Source organism: Micromonospora pattaloongensis, from assembly GCF_900107255.1.
Lineage (GTDB): Bacteria > Actinomycetota > Actinomycetes > Mycobacteriales > Micromonosporaceae > Micromonospora_I > Micromonospora_I pattaloongensis.
This window is the reverse complement of record NZ_FNPH01000010.1, coordinates 132,315-145,693: the sequence shown is the minus strand read 5'-3', so window position 1 is coordinate 145,693 and position 13,379 is coordinate 132,315. Positions and strand designations below refer to the sequence as shown.

Below are 13,379 nucleotides of genomic sequence, written 5' to 3'. Positions count from 1 at the left end.
GATCCCGGTGCGCCCGCCGACCCGTTCGGCGGGCGCACCCGCGCGTCGGCGCGGCCCGGTTCCACCGCGGCCGGGGCATGAGTTCGGGCGCGTCGGGGCACATGGTGGTCGTGAGTTGCCGAAATCGGGCCGGTGTGGGGTTGCCGGAATAGGGCCGGTGCGAGTTGCCGGAATGGGGCCGGGAGGTGCCGGAATGAACCGCGTGACGAACACGGACGCAGCGGGCCTGGCGGAGATGGCGGGGCTCGATCCCTTCGACGCGCTGGACTGCGAGGCGGCGCGGATCGAGACGTTCTACCGCGGCCTGGCTCCGGCCGACTGGTCGGCCCCGACGCGCTGTGCCGGATGGGACCGGCGTGACCTGCTGGCCCACCTGGCGGCGATCGAGGACTACGTGCGGGCCGGGTTGGACGCCAGCGTCGGGCAGCTGCTGTCCCGGTCCGGCGGCGGCGATCTGGCGCAGCGCAACGCCCGGGGGATCCAGCAGCGCGCCGGGCTCTCCGTCGACGAGCTGCTCGCGCAGTGGCGGGCGGCCTCGGCCGACAACCGGCGGCGGCTGCGCGAGCGCGGCGCGGACGGGCTGATCGAGACGGCCGCGGGCGACTACCCGGTCGGGCGCCAGGTCTTCTACCTCGCCAGCGAGCTGGCCACCCACGCCGACGACGCGGGGGTGCCGGAATCGGAGGGGGAGCGGGAGTTGCGGCTGCAGTGGCGGGTGCGCTTCGCCCGGGTCGCGGTCGCCGAGGCGGAGCGCGGAGTGACCGTCGTGCCGGACGGCGGCGCGCAGCTGGTGCGCTGGTCGGACGGGCAGGCGCGGCTGTCGGAGAGCGACTTCGTGGCCGTCGTCGCGGACCGGCTGGACACCCCGGCGCTGCCGCCCCCGATCCACGACGCGCTGGTCGTGCTGGCCTGAGGCCAGCCCGATCGGCGGCGTCAGCGGCGGGCGCGGGCGACGGTCGCCAGGGTGCGCGCCGCCGCCCCCAGGCCGGCGACCACCATCCCGGCGGTCGGCCTGTGCGTCGCCGCCCACAGCTCGACCGAGCGCGACCGCGCCCGGTCGTCGAAGATGCCGTGCGCCCCCCGGTCCCGCTCCTCGTCCCCGGGCCGGTCGAGGTTGTCGCGCCAGCCGGCGGGGTCGATCGGCGGGTCGGTCTGCTGGGCGTCGAAGCCGACCCGTGCACGCGACAGCAGCCAGTCCAGCAGGCCGGGGGCGAGCACGTCGCCGATCCGGGCCCGCAGCGTCGGCGCGCCGACGTTGAGTTCCCGGACGCCGTGGTCCGCCGCCCAGACGATGGCGTCGGCGGCGACCTCCGGCTGAAAGATCGGCGGCACCGGCTGCGGGTGCCGGGGCAGCCGGGTGCGCACCCAGGAGAACTGCGGGGTGTTGACGGCCGGCAGCTGCACCATCGACAGGGTGATGCCCGGACAGTCGTGCAGCAGCTCGGCGCGGAGCGAGTCGTTGAACCCCTGGATGGCGTGTTTGCTTGCGCAGTACGCCGCCTGCAGGGGGATGCCGCGGTAGGCGAGCGCGGAGCCGATCTGCACGATCGTCCCGCGGCGGCGCGGACGCATGTGTCGCAGCGCCGCGAGGGTGCCGTGCACCGTGCCGAGGTAGACGACCTCGGTGACGCGCCGGAACTCGGTGGCGGTCACCTCCCAGGTGGGGGCGAAGACCGACACCATGGCGCCGTTGATCCAGACGTCGATGTCGCCGAACCGCCCTGCTGTCGCGTCCGCGGCCCGGTCCACCGCCGCCGCGTCGGCCACGTCCACCCGGTGGGTGAGCACGTCCGCCGCGCCCAGGGCGCGGCAGTCCCGTTTGGTCGCCTCGAGTCCGGCGCGGCCGCGCGCGATCAGCCCGAGCCGCGCCCCGCGGCGGGCGTACGCGCAGGCCAGCGCCCGCCCGATGCCGGCGCTCGCGCCGGCGATCACCACTGTCTGCGTCATCAGCGCCCCCACCCGTGCGTCGCCAGGTCCGCCAACCGGCGCAGGGTCTCCCGGTTGCGGTGGTACAGCACGAGGTCGTTGGCGCGGTTCCAGATCGCGCCGAGGGGCCCCGCCGAGAAGTCCTCGGCGAGCGTGACCCGCGTCCCGCCGCCGTCGGTCGGCGCCAGCCGGAATTCCACGGTCGCCTCCCCGGTCGGCCACACCCCGGCGCAGATCGTCAGCTGGTGCGGCTCGTCGCACGACACGACGGTCGACTTGTCCTTCAACGAGAACGGCCACGGGCCGGCCTTGTGGTGCAGGCTCGACCCGGGGCGCGGCCAGTCGGCGTCGACGTCGCGGATGTGTGCCGTCCCGACCACCCAGTCGCCGTACGTCCAGCCGTCCTTCAACACCGCGAACACCCGCGCCGGCGGGACCGGCATGACTTCCTCGACGACTGCCACGAGCCGCCGTTACCCCCGGGCGGCCGCCCCTAACGCGACGCCCCGGACCGCGTCGACGTGAGGTTTACTCTCCGGTGCCCCGGGAACTCGCCACCCGTGCAAAGCGGCCAAATCGGGCGCGGCGGCCCCGACCTCTTCGACGCGGTTCTCTTCGATCGCGACGGCACCCTCGTGCACGACGTGCCGTTCAACGGGGACCCGGCGAAGGTCCGGCCGATGCCCGGCGCCCGGCCGGCGCTCGACCGGCTGCGCGCCGCCGGGCTGCGGCTGGGCGTGGTCACCAACCAGTCCGGCATCGCCCGCGGCCGGTTCACCGCCGACGAGCTGCGCCGCGTGCACGCCCGCGTCGCGGAGCTGCTCGGGCCCTTCGACACGTGGCAGGTGTGTCCGCACGACGACGGCGACGGGTGCGCCTGCCGCAAGCCGGCGCCCGGAATGGTGCTGGCCGCCGCGCGCGCCCTCGGCACCACGCCCGCGCGATGTGTGGTGGTCGGCGACATCGGTCGCGACATGACCGCGGCGGGCGCGGCGGGCGCCGCCGGGATACTCGTGCCGACGCCGGAGACGTCGCCGCGGGAAGTGGCGTCGGCGCCGGCCGTCGCCGGTGACCTGGCCGGCGCGGTCGAGCTGATTCTCCGACGCCAGCGACTGATGAGCGGGGCTCAGGCCGCGGGCGCCCGGGTCGGGCGCCCGCGGCGCGTACTGGTGGCCCGCGCGGACTCCGCCGGCGACGTGCTGGTCACCGGGCCGGCGATCCGGGCCGTCGCCGCCGGCGCCGACCGCGTCGTCATGCTCTGCGGGCCCCGTGGCCGGGCCGCCGCCGAGCTGTTGCCCGGCGTCGACGAGCTGATCGAATGGCCGCTGCCGTGGATCGATCCCGCGCCGGGTCCGGTCGACCGGGACGAGCTGGCGCGCTTGACGGCGCGGCTCGCCGCGGCCCGGCTCGACGAGGCGGTGCTGTTCACCTCGTTCCACCAGTCGCCGCTGCCGCTGGCGCTGCTGCTGCGGATGGCCGGGGTCACCCGGATCGCCGCGATCAGCGACGACTATCCGGGCGCGCTGCTGGACGTGCGGCACCGGGTGCCGCACGGGATCCCGGAGCCGGAACGGGCGCTGTCGCTCGCCGCCGCCGCCGGGTTCGCGTTGCCGCCCGGCGACGACGGGCGGCTGGGGCTGCGCGCCGAGTGCCTGGAGTCGCCGCCGCCGGACGAGGCGGTGGCCGAACCCGGCTACGTCGTGGTGCACCCCGGAACGTCGGTGGAGTCGCGGGCCTGCCCGCCGGCGCGCTGCGAACAGATCGTCGAGGCGCTGGCCGCGGCCGGCCACCGGGTGGTGGTGACCGGCGGACCGGCAGAACGCGAGCTGAGCGCGCGGGTCGCCGGCCGGGCCGGGGTGGACCTGGGCGGCCTGACGTCGCTGACCGGGCTGGCCGCGGTCATCGCCCGGGCCGGCGCGATGGTGGTCGGGAACACCGGTCCCGCGCACCTGGCGGCGGCGGTCGGCACGCCGGTCGTGAGCCTCTTCGCGCCGACCGTCCCGTTCGGACAGTGGGGGCCGTACCGGGTGCCCTGGGTGCGGCTCGGGGACGCCGCGGCGCCCTGCCGGCACACCCGCGCCGCGAGCTGTCCGGTCCCCGGTCATCCGTGCCTGTCCGACGTGGCGCCGAGCAGCGTCGTGGCGGCGGTCCGGCTGATCGGACAGGCGGCGCCGTGAACATCCTGGTCTGGCACGTGCACGGCTCGTGGACCACCGCCTTCGTGCACGGCAAGCACCGGTACCTCGTCCCGGTCACCCCCGACCGCGGCCCGTACGGGCTGGGCCGCGCCCGCACGTACCCGTGGCCGGACACGGTCGAGGAGGTCACGCCCGAACAGCTCGCCACCGCGGACGTCGACCTGGTGGTGCTGCAGCGCCCCGAGGAACTGGCGCTGGCGTCGCGGTGGCTGCGCCGTGAGGTCGGCCGCGACCTGCCCGCCATCTTCGTCGAGCACAACACCCCCAAGCGCGACGTGCCGCATTCCCGGCATCCGCTCGCCGACCGCGAGGACCTGGTGATCGCCCACGTCACGCACTTCAACGAGCTCTTCTGGCACACCGGCGCGACCCGCACCACCGTGGTCGAGCACGGCATCGTCGAGCCGACCGCCACGTACAGCGGCGAGATCGAGCGGCTGGCGGTGGTGACCAACGAACCGGTGCGGCGCGGCCGCGTCACCGGCACCGACCTGATGCCGCGCTTCGCCCGGGTCGCCCCGCTGGACGTCTTCGGGATGGGCGTCGCCGGCCTGCCGCAGTGGCTGGAGCTGCCCGACGGCCAGATCGCCCCCCACGACGACGTACCGCAGGCACGGATGCACGCGGAGGTCGGACGGCGCCGCGTCTATCTGCATCTGTGCCGGTGGACGTCGCTCGGGCTGAGTCTCATCGAGGCGATGGCGATCGGCATGCCGGTCGTCGTGCTGGCCACGACCGAGGCCGTCGCCGCCGTACCGCCGGACGCGGGGGTGCTCTCCACCCGCATCGACACGCTGGTGGACGCGGCCCGGTGGCTCATCGACGAGCCCGCCGCGGCCCACCGGCTCGGGGAACAGGCCCGGGCGGTCGCCCGCGCCCGCTACGGCCTGGACCGGTTCCTCGCGGACTGGGACCGGCTGCTGGAGGAGGAGCTATGCGCATCGCGATGATCTCAGAGCATGCCAGCCCGCTCGCGGCGCTCGGGGGCGAGGACGCCGGCGGGCAGAACACGCACGTGGCGGAGCTGGCCGCCGCGCTGGCCGCCGACGGGCACGACGTGCGGGTCTACACCCGGCGCGACGCCGCCGACGTGCCGGAGCAGGTGCGGCTGACCAATGGTGTGACGGTCGTGCACGTGTCCGCCGGTCCCGCGGAGCCGATCCCGAAGGACGCGCTGCTGCCGTACATGCGGGACTTCGGATTGTGGCTGGCGGGGCAGTGGCGGCGCGACGACTGGGTGCCGGCGGTGGCGCACGCGCACTTCTGGATGAGCGGGCTGGCCGCGCTGGTCGCCGCGCGGCAGACGGAGGTGCCCGTGGTGTTGACGTATCACGCGCTGGGCACGGTGAAGCGTCGGCACCAGGGGACGGCGGACACCAGCCCGCCCCGGCGGATCGGGTACGAACGGGCGCTCGGTCGCGCGGTGGACCGGGTGGTCGCGCAGTCCCAGGACGAGGTCCGCGAGCTGATCGAGATGGGGGTGCCGCGGTCGCGGCTGGTGGTGGTGCCGTCCGGCGTGAACGACGCGGCCTTCACCCCCGAGGGTCCGGCCGCGCCGCGCGAGCCGGACCGACCCCGGATCCTGTCGGTCGGCCGGCTGGTGCCGCGCAAGGGTTTCCAGGACGTGATCAGCGCGCTGCGGCTGGTGCCGGAGGCGGAGTGCGTGGTGGTCGGGGGGCCGCCCGCCCGCCGGCTGGCCGACGACCCGCAGGCGCGGGCGCTGCAGGCGTTGGCGGAGCGGTGCCACGTCGCCGACCGGGTACGGCTGGTCGGCGCGGTGCCCCGCGAGGAGATGCCGCTGTGGTACCGCTCGGCCGACGTGCTGGCCGCGGCGCCCTGGTACGAGCCGTTCGGGCTCACCCCGCTGGAGGCGATGGCCTGCGGGGTGCCGGTGGTCGCCACCGGGGTGGGCGGGCTCAACGACACCGTCATCGACGGGCTCACCGGTGACCTGGTGCCGCCGCGGGATCCGCGCGCGCTGGGGATCGCGCTGCGCCGGCTGCTGGGCGACCGGGTCCGCCGCTTCGCGTACGGCACGGCCGCCCTCGACCGGGCGCGGCAATGCTTCACCTGGCAGCGCGCGGCGGCGCAGCTCGGCGGGGTCTACGCCGCGGTGAGCCAGGTGCGGCACCCGACGGAGGTGGTGGCGTGAACCCGGATCACCTGGAGGTGCTCGACGCGCACCTGGCCGGGCTGACGGCGGCGCTGCTGCCGTACCGGGAGGCGGCCGGCACGCTCGGCCGGTGGGGCAGCGAGCTGGCCTGGACGTTGGCGCACGGGGGTCGGCTGCTGGTGGCCGGCAACGGCGGCAGTGCCGCCGAGGCCCAGCACCTCGCGGCCGAGCTGGTCGGGAAGCTGCGCGAGGACCGTACGCCGCTGTCGGCGATCGCCCTGACCGCGGAGACCTCGTCGTTGACCGCGATCGCGAACGACTTCGGCTACGAGGAGGTCTTCGCGCGGCAGGTGCGCGCGCACGGCCGCCGCGGTGACATCCTGCTGCTGCTGTCGACCAGCGGGGCCAGCCCGAACCTGCTCGCCGCCGCGCGTGCCGCGACCGAGCTCGGGATGCGCTGCTGGGCCTGCACCGGGCCCGCGCCCAACCCACTCGCCGACAGCGGCGCCGACGTGCTGGCGGTGCAGTCGGCCGACCCCCAGGTGGTGCAGGAGCTGCAGCTGGTCTCGGTGCACGTGCTCTGCGAGCACGTCGACCGGAGCCTGCCCGCCGTGCTGGGCGGCAGCGCGCCGCGGCGGCGCCGTCGCGCCGTGGTCGCGGTGCCGGCGCCCGAGGCGGCGTCCCGTCCGGCCGGGGTCGCCGCGAGCGGGGCCGGGGCGTGACCGCGCGCCTCGTGGTCGTCGGTGACGTCCTCCTGGACCGTGACGTGGACGGCGCGGTGCAGCGGGTCTGCCCGGACGCGCCGGCGCCGGTGCTCGACGAGCGGTCCAGTGTGGAGCGTCCGGGCGGCGCGGGGTTGGCGGCGCTGCTCGCCGCCGGGCAGGGTTTCGAGGTGCACCTGGTCACGGCGTTGGCCGATGACGCCGGCGGGGCGCGGCTGAGCGAGATGCTCACCGCGGCCGGCGTGCAGCTGTACGCGCTGCCGCTGACCGGGACGACGCCCGAGAAGATTCGGCTGCGTACCCGCGGGCAGGTGCTGCTGCGGCTGGACCGCGGCGGCCCGCCGACGCCGCCGGGGGAGCCGTCGGAGGCGGTGCTGGAGGCGCTGGCCGGGGCGGCGGCGATCGTGGTCAGCGACTACGGCCGCGGGGTCGCGCGGCAGCCGACGCTGCGCGCCGCGCTCGTCGGCGCCGCCGCGCCGATCGTGTGGGATCCGCACCCGCGCGGCGCGGCCGCGGTGCCGGGGGTACGCCTGGCGACCCCGAACGAGACCGAGGTGCGCCAGCTCACCGGCGAGATCTCCGGGGTGTCCCGGCTCTCCGCGGCGTCGCGGGGAGCGCAGGAGCTGCGGCGCCGCTGGCGGGCGGCGGCGGTCGCGGTGACGATGGGCGGGGAGGGGGCGCTGCTCTGCCATGCCGGGTCGACGCCGCTGGTGGTGGCGACCACCGGGAGCGCGCAGGGGGACACCTGCGGGGCGGGGGACCGGTTCGCCGCGGTCGCGGCGGCCGCGCTGGCCGACGGGGCGGTCGTCTCCGAGGCGGTGCAGGCGGCGGTCGAACAGGCGACGGCGTACGTCGCCGCCGGGGGCGTCACGGCCGCCCTGCGCGCCGGCCCGGGCGTTCACGCGCCCGCGTCCGCTCACGCGCCCGCGCTGGTCCACGGTGGCCGGTCCAGGTCCGCGCCGGTCCACGCGGCCCCGCCCGGCCGGGCGGCGTCGGGGGCGGGGCCGGAGGGCGCACACCGGATCGGTGCGCACGCGGCCGGCGGCGTGGCGGCGGCGGTCCGCGCGCGCGGCGGCACCGTCGTGGCCACCGGCGGCTGCTTCGACCTGCTGCACGCCGGCCACGTCGCCGCGCTGCAGGCCGCCCGCCGCCTCGGCGACTGCCTGGTCGTGTGCCTGAACTCCGACGCCAGCGTGGCGTCGCTGAAGGGTCCGGAGCGGCCGGTGGTGCCGCAGTCCGACCGCGCGCGGCTGCTGGCCGCGCTCGGCTGCGTCGACGCGGTGGTGATCTTCGAGGAGTCGACGCCGCACGCGGTGCTCTCCTGGCTGCGCCCGGACATCTGGGTCAAGGGGGGCGACTACGCGGGCGGCGGGGCGGGGGAGGCGGACCTGCCGGAGGCGGCGCTGGTGCGGCGCTGGGGCGGGCAGACCGCGATCGTGCCGTACCTCGACGGTCACTCGACCACCGGCATGATCGCCGCCGCCCGTTCGGGGCGCGGGCGGGGCGCGAAGGAGCCGCGATGACCGCCGCGCCCGGACCGTCCGTGCTGGTGACCGGCGGGTCGAGCGGGCTGGGGGCCGCGGTCGTGGCGGCGGTGGGCAAGGCCGGCGGCCGGCCGTACGTGCTGGACCGGCGGGCACCGGCCGACGGCGTGCCGTGGCAGGAGTGCGACCTGGCGGACACCCGGGCGGCCGAGGCGGCGACGCGCCGGCTGGCCGAGTCGGCCGGCGGGCTGGACGGGGTGGTCACCGCCGCCGGGGTGGACGTGCCCGGGCGGCTCGCCGACGTGCCGGCGGAGGTCTGGGAGCGGACCGTGGCGATCGATCTGCTCGCCACCGCCGCCGTGATCCGGGCGGCCCTGCCCTATCTGGAGCGCGCGGGGGGCTCGGTGGTCACCGTCGCCTCGACGCTCGGCGTGAAGGCGGTGAGCGACGCGACCGCGTACTGCGCGGCGAAGTTCGGCGTCGTCGGCTTCACCCGCGCGTTGGCGGCCGAGCTGGCCGGAACGGTCGGGGTGACCCTGCTGATCCCCGGCGGCATGCGCACCGCGTTCTTCGACGACCGCGACGAGCAGTACAAGCCGGGCGCGGACGCGGTGCTCAACGATCCCGCGCATGTGGCGGCGGCGGTGCTGTTCGCGCTGCAGCAGCCACCGGGCTGCGCCGTGCGGGAGCTGGTGGTCTGCGCGGACCGGGAGGTCTCCTATCCGTGATCCTGGTGCTGCGGGCGCTGGGGATCGGCGATCTGGCCACCGCCGTTCCGGCGCTGCGCGGGCTGCGGCGGGCGTTCCCGGACCGGACCCTGGCGCTGGCGGCGCCGCAGTGGCTGGCCCCGCTGGTCGAGCTGGTCGGCGGGATCGACCGGCTGGTGCCGGTGGCCGGGCTGGCCCCGTACCGGTGGCCGGTGCCGCCGCCGTACTGGGCGGTCAACCTGCACGGCCGCGGGCCGCAGTCGCACCGGCTGCTGCGCGCGGCCGCCCCGCGGCTGCTGCGGGCCTTCCGGTGTCGCGAGGCGGGACACCTCGACGGTCCGAGGTGGATCGGGGACGAGCACGAGACACGGCGCTGGTGCCGGCTGCTGAGCTGGTACGGCGTCGCGTCGGACCCCGGCGACCTGGCGCTGCGCCGGCCGCCGCCCGGACCGTTGCCCTCCGGGGTCACCGTGCTGCACCCCGGCTGCAAGGAGCCGCAGCGGCGCTGGCCGCCGGCGCGGTTCGCCGCGCTGGCCCGTCGGCTGGTGGCCGACGGCCACCGGGTGGTCGTCAGCGGTTCGGCGGCCGACCGGCCGCTCGCCGCCGGGGTGGCGGCGTTGGCGGGGCTGCCGCCGACGGCGGTGCTGGCCGGCCGTACCCCGATCGCGGAGCTCGCCGACCTGATCTCCCGGGCGCGTCTGCTGATCAGCGCGGACACCGGCGTCGGTCACCTGGCGACCGCCTACCGCACCCCCTCGGTCCTGCTCTTCGGGCCGACCTCCCCGGCGCGCTGGGGCCCGCCGGTCGTGCACCGGTGGCACCGTGTTCTGTGGTGTGAGAATCTCGGTTCCATGAGGTGTGAATCCGGGACACACCCGGCGTTGGCGGCGATCGGCGTGGACGCGGTCCTCGCCGCGGCACAGCAGGTCGACGTGGCCGCTACCCCCCGGCTCCAAGCGGTGTCCGATGCGACTGCGGCGCAGTGATCTCAACAAGCCGGGCTACACCCGGCGGCGGCGCGGACGCGGCGTCACCTTTCTCGATTGCGACGGCCGGCCGATCACCGATCCCGACGAGCTGGCGCGGCTGCGCGGCCTGGTGATCCCGCCCGCCTGGCGGGACGTGTGGATCTGCCCGCGCCCCAACGGCCATATCCAGGCCACCGGCGTCGACGCCGCCGGCCGCAAGCAGTACCTCTACCACCCGGTGTGGCGGACCAGGCGGGACGAGGCGAAGTTCGACCACGTGCTGGAGGTGGCGACCCGGCTGCCGGCGCTGCGCGAGCGGGTCGACCATGACCTGCGCGGTCGCGGGCTGTGCCAGGAGCGGGTGCTCGCGACGGTGACGCGGCTGCTGGACATGGGGATGTTCCGGATCGGCAGCGACCAGTACGCGGCCGGCGACGATCCGACCTTCGGCGTCGCCACGCTGCGCCCGGAGCACGTCCGGGGCCAGCGCGGCTGCATCGTGTTGGAGTTCACCGCCAAGGGCGGGATCGAACAGATGCGGCGCGTCGAGGACGCCGACGTCTGTGCGGTGCTGCGCGAGCTGCGGCGCCGGCGGCGCCGGGCGGAGCGGCTCTTCGGCTACTGGGACGGGCGGTCCTGGCACGACGTGCACAGCGACGAGATCAACGCGTACCTGCGGGAGGCGAGCGGCGGCGAGATGACCGCGAAGGACTTCCGCACCTGGCACGCCACCGTCCGCGCGGCCACGCTGCTGGCCGCGGCCGGTCCGCAACGGGCGGCGGCGAAACGCAAGCGGACGGTCGCCGGGGTGATGCGCGAGGTGGCGGAGCTGCTCGGCAACACCCCGACCGTCGCCCGCGCCTCCTATGTGGACCCGCGGGTGGTCGACCTCTACCAGGACGGGGTGTCCGCCGACATCCCGGACGGCGCCGGTCAGGAAAAGGCGGAACGCGCGGTGCTCGACCTGCTCCGCGAGGAGTAGCCGCTGCGAGGGTCGCATCGACACTCACCGCGGAGCCGGTCGCTGCGTGCGCGCCGCGGTCAGTCGTTGAGCACGTGCGACAGTTCGTCGCGGAAGCGGCGCTCCGAGTCGCTGACGATGTCGCCGCCGATGCCGAGCATTCCGCCGGTCGGCGCCGCGGTGACCACCTGCTCGGCGATGCCGACCAGCCAGTGCTTGTACGCCCCCGCCTCGCCCTCGTCCACCCGCCGGGCGAGCAGGATCGCCGCCGTACGCGCCCGATCGAGCACGTCGCCGATCATCGCCTTCGGGTCCTCCGGCTCGATGACCGGCAGCTCCTCGCCGGTTTCGGGGTCGCCGACGCGCGAGACGACCTCCTGCGCGACCGCGCGCACCAGCGGGCTGCTCTCCTCCCGGCCGGCGGCGATCGCCTCCAGGCCGGCGGCGTTCTCCGCGCGGGTGCGGCGTCCGCCGTCGGACTCGGCCGCGCTGGCGGCGGTGAGCACCGCCTGCGGCAGCCCCACGAGCAGCCCCCACTCGTCGTCGGAGAACCCGAGTTCGGCGAAGACCGGAAGCTCCGTCACTGGTACGCCCCTTTCGGAGAAATTTGACCCGGACAGCCTAGTTCAGCCGGCCTCGACGGCCAGCAGTCCCTGCTCGCTGACGACCGGCACGGACAGCGTCTTGTATCCCACGTCGTCGAAGAGCACCGTCATCCGGTCCTCCTCGTACCCGAGCACCATCCCCGCGCCCCATTCGGCGTGCCGGACCGTGCTGTGCACCGGGAACGGCCCGTCCGCGATGGTCTCGGCGCTGCTGCTGCCGGCGTGGCAGCTGTCGCAGTGCTCGCACACAGTGGACATGTGCTCGCCGAAGTAGGCGAGCAGCGTCTGGCCGCGGCAGGCGCGGGTCTCGGCGAAGGCCCGCATCATGTCCGTACGCGAGCGTTGCACCGCCTGCTGCCGTTCCGCCTCGGCCACGGCCGCCCGGGCCGCGTCCGCGGGCGCGGGGGCGTACCGGCCGACGGAGAGCTTCGTGCCGCGCCGGGTGCACGCGCCGACCTGTTCGAGCAGGGCGAGCAGCTGGCCGAGCTTGCGCGCGGACAGGCCGGTCTGCTCCCGCAGCGCGGTCCGGGTGGTCGGGCCGGTGGCGAGCAGCGCGGCGAGTTCGGTCAGTTCCTTCGCGTCGGGGAGGCCGCCGGTGAAGAACCGCTGGAGCCCGATGTCCTCGGCCCGCCACAGCAGCAGCGCCCGCGCCGGTTCGCCGTCCCGGCCGGCCCGGCCGATCTCCTGCAGGTAGCTGTCGGGCGAGTCGGGCAGCGCCACGTGCGCCACCCAGCGGATGTTGGGCTTGTCGATGCCCATGCCGAACGCCGACGTGGCTACCATGATCGGGACCTGGTCGTCGAGGAACCGCTCGTGCAGCGTCTCGCGGGCGCCCGCCGGCATGCCGCCGTGGTAGAACTCCGCGGGGAAGCCGGCCGCGTCGAGCCGACCGGCGAGCTCCTCGGCGGCGCGCCGGGTCGGCGCGTAGATGATGCCGGGGCGCTGCTCGGATTCCAGCAGCGCGACGAGCCGCCGCCACCGGTACTCCTCGGTGGGGCAGTGCGCGACCTCCAGGAAGAGGTTCGGGCGGTCCAGCCCGGAGATGATGATCTCCGGGTCGTCGAGGCCGAGCCGGTCGAGGATGTCGTCCCGGACCGGTGGGGAGGCGGTGGCGGTCAGCGCCACGACCGGCGGCCGGCCGAGGCCGCGGATCAGATGACCGAGCGCCAGGTAGTCGGGCCGGAAGTCGTGCCCCCACGCCGAGATGCAGTGCGCCTCGTCGACGGCGACCAGCGCGGGACGCAGCGCGCGGACCTCGGCCAGCCGGTCGGGGGAGCTGAGCTGCTCCGGGGTGATGAACAGGAAGCGCGCCCGCCCCTGCCGGATGTCCTCCAGGGCGGCGGCCTGCTGGTTCGGCGTCTCGGCCGAGCTGACCCGCACCGCGCGCAGGTCCGGGTGGCCCCGGTCGTTGAGCGCGCTGATCTGGTCCTGCTGAAGGGCGAGCAGTGGCGAGATGACCACGGTCGGGCCGCGCAGCAGCGTGGCGGGGATCTGGTAGACGGCGGACTTCCCGGCGCCGGTGGGGAGCACCACGAGGGCGTCGCGGCGGCGCATCACCGCCCGCATCGCGGTGAGCTGGTGCGGGCGCAGGGTTCGCCAGCCGAAGCGCTGCCGGGCGGCGAGGCGCAGGCGGGGGGCGTGCAGCGGGTGCTTCATCGGGATGCGTGGTTACCCGGCGTGCGCCCGCCCGAAACG

General features: G+C 75.9%; 13 protein-coding genes. 9 read left to right on the top strand and 4 right to left on the bottom strand.

Going from position 1 to position 13,379, the window contains the following annotated elements; genetic code table 11:
• Positions 1 to 193 precede the first annotated feature (193 nt).
• A complete protein-coding gene (locus BLW47_RS21025; protein WP_175543739.1) occupies positions 194 to 913 on the top strand; it encodes a maleylpyruvate isomerase family mycothiol-dependent enzyme in 720 nt (239 codons plus the stop codon).
• Between the two features lie 20 nt (positions 914 to 933).
• Here the strand turns inward: BLW47_RS21025 and BLW47_RS21020 are convergent, their stop codons facing one another.
• Positions 934 to 1,947, bottom strand: coding sequence for an SDR family oxidoreductase (locus BLW47_RS21020; protein WP_091560944.1), 1,014 nt, complete (start codon positions 1,945 to 1,947; stop codon positions 934 to 936).
• Complete coding sequence (locus tag BLW47_RS21015) at positions 1,947 to 2,390, bottom strand: SRPBCC family protein (RefSeq protein WP_091560861.1); 444 nt, start codon at positions 2,388 to 2,390, stop codon at positions 1,947 to 1,949. The genes BLW47_RS21020 and BLW47_RS21015 overlap by 1 nt, the downstream gene beginning before the upstream one ends.
• Before the next feature lie 96 nt (positions 2,391 to 2,486).
• Between BLW47_RS21015 and BLW47_RS21010 the strand changes: the two genes are divergently transcribed.
• The 8 genes from BLW47_RS21010 to BLW47_RS20975 are packed head-to-tail and all read left to right on the top strand — an operon-like array spanning position 2,487 to position 11,100.
• Entirely contained in the window at positions 2,487 to 4,103 is a 1,617-nt protein-coding gene (locus BLW47_RS21010; RefSeq protein ID WP_091560857.1) for an HAD-IIIA family hydrolase, read from the top strand.
• Positions 4,100 to 5,074 (top strand): glycosyltransferase, encoded by a 975-nt coding sequence (locus BLW47_RS21005; RefSeq protein WP_091560854.1) that lies wholly within the window; start codon positions 4,100 to 4,102, stop codon positions 5,072 to 5,074. Before BLW47_RS21010 ends, BLW47_RS21005 begins: the two co-directional genes overlap by 4 nt.
• Entirely contained in the window at positions 5,059 to 6,276 is a 1,218-nt protein-coding gene (locus BLW47_RS21000; protein WP_091560851.1) for a glycosyltransferase, read from the top strand. Before BLW47_RS21005 ends, BLW47_RS21000 begins: the two co-directional genes overlap by 16 nt.
• On the top strand, positions 6,273 to 6,959 hold the full coding sequence (locus BLW47_RS20995) for a D-sedoheptulose-7-phosphate isomerase (RefSeq protein WP_245736846.1): 687 nt from the start codon (positions 6,273 to 6,275) through the stop codon (positions 6,957 to 6,959). Before BLW47_RS21000 ends, BLW47_RS20995 begins: the two co-directional genes overlap by 4 nt.
• On the top strand, positions 6,956 to 8,482 hold the full coding sequence (locus BLW47_RS20990) for a PfkB family carbohydrate kinase (protein WP_091560846.1): 1,527 nt from the start codon (positions 6,956 to 6,958) through the stop codon (positions 8,480 to 8,482). Before BLW47_RS20995 ends, BLW47_RS20990 begins: the two co-directional genes overlap by 4 nt.
• Positions 8,479 to 9,171: an SDR family oxidoreductase gene (locus tag BLW47_RS20985; protein ID WP_091560843.1), complete on the top strand. Its 693-nt coding sequence runs from the start codon at positions 8,479 to 8,481 to the stop codon at positions 9,169 to 9,171. Before BLW47_RS20990 ends, BLW47_RS20985 begins: the two co-directional genes overlap by 4 nt.
• Complete coding sequence (locus BLW47_RS20980; RefSeq protein WP_091560840.1) at positions 9,168 to 10,136, top strand: glycosyltransferase family 9 protein; 969 nt, start codon at positions 9,168 to 9,170, stop codon at positions 10,134 to 10,136. The genes BLW47_RS20985 and BLW47_RS20980 overlap by 4 nt, the downstream gene beginning before the upstream one ends.
• On the top strand, positions 10,117 to 11,100 hold the full coding sequence (locus BLW47_RS20975) for a DNA topoisomerase IB (RefSeq protein ID WP_091560837.1): 984 nt from the start codon (positions 10,117 to 10,119) through the stop codon (positions 11,098 to 11,100). The genes BLW47_RS20980 and BLW47_RS20975 overlap by 20 nt, the downstream gene beginning before the upstream one ends.
• Before the next feature lie 59 nt (positions 11,101 to 11,159).
• Here the strand turns inward: BLW47_RS20975 and BLW47_RS20970 are convergent, their stop codons facing one another.
• Positions 11,160 to 11,663, bottom strand: coding sequence for a hypothetical protein (locus BLW47_RS20970; protein WP_091560833.1), 504 nt, complete (start codon positions 11,661 to 11,663; stop codon positions 11,160 to 11,162).
• A 42-nt stretch (positions 11,664 to 11,705) separates the two neighbouring features.
• Entirely contained in the window at positions 11,706 to 13,340 is a 1,635-nt protein-coding gene (locus BLW47_RS20965) for a RecQ family ATP-dependent DNA helicase (RefSeq protein ID WP_091560828.1), read from the bottom strand.
• Positions 13,341 to 13,379: the final 39 nt, after the last annotated feature.